Source organism: Nocardioides dubius, assembly GCF_039528155.1.
GTDB lineage: Bacteria > Actinomycetota > Actinomycetes > Propionibacteriales > Nocardioidaceae > Nocardioides > Nocardioides dubius.
Genome location: NZ_BAAALG010000007.1, coordinates 41,317 through 45,886 on the forward strand (window position 1 = coordinate 41,317; position 4,570 = coordinate 45,886).

5 protein-coding genes and 1 pseudogene are annotated in these 4,570 nt (G+C 72.6%); 2 read left to right on the plus strand and 4 right to left on the minus strand.

The genetic code is table 11. From position 1 onward, the window contains the following. The coding region (locus ABD151_RS08990; RefSeq protein ID WP_343993474.1) for an FAD-binding protein at window positions 1–194 on the minus strand (194 nt) is incomplete at its 3' end. A gap of 129 nt (window positions 195–323) precedes the next feature. Between ABD151_RS08990 and pdxY the strand changes: the two genes are divergently transcribed. Next, window positions 324–1,175, plus strand: coding sequence for a pyridoxal kinase PdxY (pdxY, locus tag ABD151_RS08995; RefSeq protein WP_343993475.1), 852 nt, complete (start codon window positions 324–326; stop codon window positions 1,173–1,175). A gap of 6 nt (window positions 1,176–1,181) precedes the next feature. Here pdxY and ABD151_RS09000 read toward each other — a convergent pair whose 3' ends face one another. Next, window positions 1,182–2,102, minus strand: coding sequence for a LysR family transcriptional regulator (locus ABD151_RS09000; protein WP_343993477.1), 921 nt, complete (start codon window positions 2,100–2,102; stop codon window positions 1,182–1,184). A 70-nt stretch (window positions 2,103–2,172) separates the two neighbouring features. On the opposite strand from ABD151_RS09000, the gene ABD151_RS09005 reads away from it, so the two are divergent. Continuing rightward, window positions 2,173–3,141, plus strand: coding sequence for a YeiH family protein (locus ABD151_RS09005; RefSeq protein ID WP_343993479.1), 969 nt, complete (start codon window positions 2,173–2,175; stop codon window positions 3,139–3,141). 171 nt (window positions 3,142–3,312) lie between these two features. Here the strand turns inward: ABD151_RS09005 and ABD151_RS09010 are convergent, their stop codons facing one another. Both ABD151_RS09010 and ABD151_RS09015 read right to left on the minus strand, forming a co-directional pair. Continuing rightward, a complete protein-coding gene (locus tag ABD151_RS09010; protein ID WP_343993481.1) occupies window positions 3,313–4,146 on the minus strand; it encodes a thioesterase family protein in 834 nt (277 codons plus the stop codon). 111 nt (window positions 4,147–4,257) lie between these two features. Further along, window positions 4,258–4,570, minus strand: a pseudogene (locus tag ABD151_RS09015) (23S rRNA (uracil(747)-C(5))-methyltransferase); the annotation flags it as partial.

Genomic DNA, 4,570 nt, shown 5'->3' on the forward strand with positions numbered 1-4,570 from the left:
TTGAGCTTGGGCTCGCTGTGGATCATCGCGATCATGCCGGGGCGCTTGAACATGATCGACTTGTCGCTGCCGCCGGCCTCGATCAGGATCACCTGCTCGCCGGCGCCGGCGAGCCTTCCAGCAACCGCACACCCTGCAGATCCGGCCCCGACCACGACGTAGTCGGCCACCGTGGAATAGGACTTCTTCGCCATCCCGCGCACACCTCTTCGACTCCCGGGTGTGGCTCAGCCCACACCACCCGCGCAACTGTAACGCGTTCTACTTTCCGACGACAAGACATACCGACCGACGGTATGTAAGGAGGGTGCGAGACTAGGCCGGTGAAGATCCTCTCCATCCAGTCCTCGGTCGCCTACGGCCACGTCGGCAACTCCGCCGCCGTCTTCCCGCTCCAGCGCCTCGGCCACGAGGTCTGGCCGGTTTTCACGGTGCACTTCTCCAACCACACCGGCTACGGCGCATGGCGCGGCCCGCTGCTCCCCGCCGAGGACGTGCGCGAGGTGATCACCGGGATCGAGGAGCGCGGCGCGCTCGCCGAGGTCGACGTGGTGCTGTCGGGCTACCAGGGCGGCGAGGAGATCGGCGACGTCATCCTGGACGCGGTCGCCCGGGTCAAGGCCGCGAACCCCGACGCCGTCTACGCCTGCGACCCGGTGATGGGCAACGCCAAGAGCGGCTGCTTCGTGCACCCCGCGATCCCGGTCCTGCTGCGCGAGCGCGTGGTGCCGGCGGCCGACATCATCACCCCCAACCAGTTCGAGCTCGGCTACCTCACCGGGCGCGAGCCGCAGACCCTGGCCGAGATCCTGGACGCCGCCGACGCCGCCCGCGCGATGGGCCCGAGCACCGTGCTGGTGACCAGCGTCGAGCAGGCCGACCGGCCCGCCGACACCATCGAGATGCTCGCCGTCACCCCCGAGGGCGCCTGGATCGTGCGCACCCCGCACCTGCCGATGAAGGCCAACGGCTCCGGCGACGTCACCGCCGCCCTGTTCACCGCGCACTACCGCTCCAGCGGCGATGCCGGCGACGCCTTGGGCCGCACCGTGTCCAGCGTCTTCGACCTGCTCAGCAACACCCTCGACGCCGGCTCGCGCGAGCTGCTGCTGGTCGAGTCCCAGGAGGCCTACGCCCACCCGCGACTGCAGTTCGAGGTGCGCCAGGTCCGCTGAGGCGGCTCAGTCGGGCCGTTCGCGCAGCGCGGTCGTGGAGTCGACCCCACTGGCCGACGTCGCGATCCGCAGCAGCTCACGGGCCGGCCCGGCCAGGCGCTGGCCACGGGTCCACACCGCGCGCAGCGGACGTCGCAGGTCCAGCTCGGTCGGCACCGCGACCAGCTCGCCGCGCTCCAGGTGGCTCTTCACCGCGAGCGCGGAGAGCACGGCCGGCCCCACTCCGGCCAGAGCGGCGCCGAGCAGGGTCTGCGTCGAGCTCGCCTCCAGGGCCACCTCCGGAACCGCCCGCAGCGCCCGCTCGAAGGTGCTGCGGGTGCCGCTGCCCGGCTCGCGCAGCACGTACGACTCGGCACGCAGCTGCTCCGGCGGGATCGGGTAGGTGCGGCGCGCCCACGGATGCCCGGGCTCGACGACGATCACGATCGAGTCGTAGCCGATCACCGTGTGACTGACGCCGACCGGACGCTCGGCGTCCTCGATGAAGCCGAGGGTGACCGCGCCCCGGCCGAGCAGGTCGAGCACCGCCTCGCTGTTCACCACCTGCAGATGGGGACGCACGCCGGGGGCCGCGACCCGCAGCCCGCTCATCCAGCGCGGCAGCAGGAACTCGGCGATGGTCAGGCTCGCCGCCACCGCGAGGTCGCCGCGCTGCGCCGCCGTCATCGCGCGCAGGCCCGACTCCATCGCCTCCACCTCGCGCAGCACCTTGCGCGACCAGCCGACGACGGCGTCACCCTCCGGGGTGAGCACCGTGCCGCGGGGCGTGCGCACCGCGACGGCAATCTGCCACCGCGCCTCGAACTCGCGCAACCGCGCACTGCCTGCGGGCTGTGAGATGCCGAGCCGGGCCGCGGCCGCGTTGATGCTGCCGAGGTCGCCGATCGCGGCGAGCAGTCGCAGCGTCTCCAGGTCCACGCCAGTCATAATCGCAGTTTATAACCTGGTGCGATCTTGACCTCTACTCCGGCCCGGCGAGCCGGCGGAGGGTGGAGACATGACCAGCACGCTCCCTCCCCGCACCCGCCGTCGGCTGCCCGCCGTCCTGGCTCCGCTCGCTGCCGCAGGCGTCTCGCTGCTGGCGGCGCAGGCGGTGCCGTTCGTGGGCGCGCTGATGTGGGGACTGATCGCGGGCGCCCTGGTCGCCAACCTGCTCCGCGGGCGTGAGGGACTGGAGCGCCAGGCCCGCGCCTCCAAGCCGCTGATCCGACTCGGCGTCGCGCTGCTCGGGCTGCAGCTCTCCGTCTCCGCGCTCGTCGACGTCGGCATCGGCGCGGTGCTGATCATCGTGGCCACCGTCGTCGTCACCTTCACCACCACCTTGTGGCTCGGCCCCCGCCTCGGCGTCGAGCGCGAGCTCACCGCGCTGATCGCTGCCGGATTCTCGATCTGCGGCGCTGCCGCGATCGCCGCCTCCCAGGACGCCGTCCGGGCCAGTCAGCGCAACGTGGCCGCGGCCGTCGCCCTGGTCACCCTCTTCGGCACCGCCACGATGCTCGCCATCCCGGTGCTCGCCGACCTGCTGCACCTCAGCGACACCGAGGCCGGGATCTGGGCCGGGGCGAGCATCCACGAGATCGCCCAGGTGATCGCGTCGGCGTCCCTGATCGGAGCGGCGACCGCGCCGGTCGCGATCGCCATCAAGCTCGGGCGGGTGACCGCGCTGGCACCGGTCGTGCTGGTGCTGGCCCGGCGGCACGGCTCCACCGACGCGCCCGGCGTTCCGTGGTTCGTCCTCGGCTTCCTCGCCGCCTGCCTGGTCGGCTCCACCGGTCTGCTCCCCGGCCTGGTCACCGACGCCGCGAGCATCGCCGCCACGGTGCTGCTGGCCGCCGGGATGTACGGCCTCGGGCTGGGACTCACCGGTCGCGACCTGGCCGGGATCGGCACCCGCGCGGTCGCGCTGGGCACGATCGCCACCCTGGTCGCGATGGGCGTCCCGCTGCTCCTGCTGGCGATCCTCTAGGACGTGTCTCCCTAACGGTTGCCGTTGCGAGCGGCGTCCGAAGTGTGGCGTGGCAAGGCGGAGGAGGGAGGCGTGGCGGAGCCACGACGACTGACGACAACGCAGTCCACGGCGTGCTTCGGGGGTCGCGCAGCAGGCAATCGCCGTTGGGGAGACACGCCTTAGTCGTGACTAGCGCCGCGGCTCGACCAACAGACTCTGCGAGATCCGGCCGATCGGACCGAGCGTGTCGTGCATCAGCGCCTGGCTGAGCCCGACGCCGTCCGGGCCGATCGCGGTCTCGGCCTCCAGACCGAACCACTCCCCGCTCGGCGGGCGGTAGAGGTGCACGGTCATCTCGGTGTTCAAGAAGGTGTGCGTGCTCGGGTCCAGACGGGCGCCCACGCCGTTGGCGACGTCCGCGATGGTGAGGGCCGCCGCCAGCGGGGAGGTCGGCTCCCCCGCGACCAGCGGCAGCGTCAGGTGGAGCCAGACCGTGGTCGGCTCTCCGCGGTTCGCCCGCAGGCCCTCCTCGGCACGCCAGCGCAGCGTCGGCACGAAGCCGGCGACCTGCCAGGCGGCAGGCAGGATGTCTGTGCCCGCGACGTCGTGCTCCGGCATCACCGGGTGCGGGAACGGGTCGTTGACGACGCCGCTGGTGTCCTGGGTGGCGAGCCGCCAGGCCTGGGCCCGCGCCACCGGGCGCCAGGTTCCGTCGACGTCGGCCTCCAGCTCGGCACCGAGCAGCTCGATCCGGCGTCCGGGGCGCAGGACGGCGACGCGCACCCGCAGCGTGCCGAGGGGCACCGCACCGAGCAGGTCGATGGTGATCCGCGACAGCCGTGCGTGGGCGCGGGCGCCGTGGTGCTCGAGCGCGCGGGTCAGCAGGCCGGCGACCGGACCCCCGTGCTGCATCTCAGCACCCCACGGGCTCGCGGTGTGCTCGGTCGCCACGAACGACTCGACGACGCCGTCGCCGGTCCGCGCCGTGTCGGCGAGCTGGAAGTAGGCCTGATCCGCACTCATGGCACCACCTTCGCATCGGTGCACGGCGGCGCGGCGGCGGGGTCTGTGGACGGCGGTTGCAGTCTCGGGCGCCACATGCGCAACCTCGGGGATACCTGTGCGCTCTCGGGGTCAGGTACGGCGCAGAAGGGTGAGCACCTCGTAGTGGCCGGTGTGCGGGAACATGTCGAGCAGCACGGCCCGCTCGGGGCGCAGGGTGGGCATCGCGGCCAGGTCCCGGGCCAGGGTGACGGCGTTGCACGAGGAGTAGAGCACCGCTCGGGCGTCGCTCCGCTCCAGCCAGCCGGCGAGCTCGGGCCCGATCCCACGGCGCGGCGGGTTCACCACCACCAGCTCCGGAGCAGTCGGCTGGGCGATCGCCCAGGCGGTCGCGTCGCCGGCCTCGAAGGTGACGTCCAGGCCGAGCTCGGCGGCCGTGGTGGGC

Excerpts from the sequence above, each read along its gene's own strand:
- ABD151_RS09000 (WP_343993477.1), bottom strand. The coding sequence starts at position 2,102 with ATGACTGGCGTGGACCTGGAGACGCTGCGACTGCTCGCCGCGATCGGC.
- ABD151_RS09005 (WP_343993479.1), top strand. The coding sequence starts at position 2,173 with ATGACCAGCACGCTCCCTCCCCGCACCCGCCGTCGGCTGCCCGCCGTC.
- ABD151_RS09010 (WP_343993481.1), bottom strand. The coding sequence starts at position 4,146 with ATGAGTGCGGATCAGGCCTACTTCCAGCTCGCCGACACGGCGCGGACC.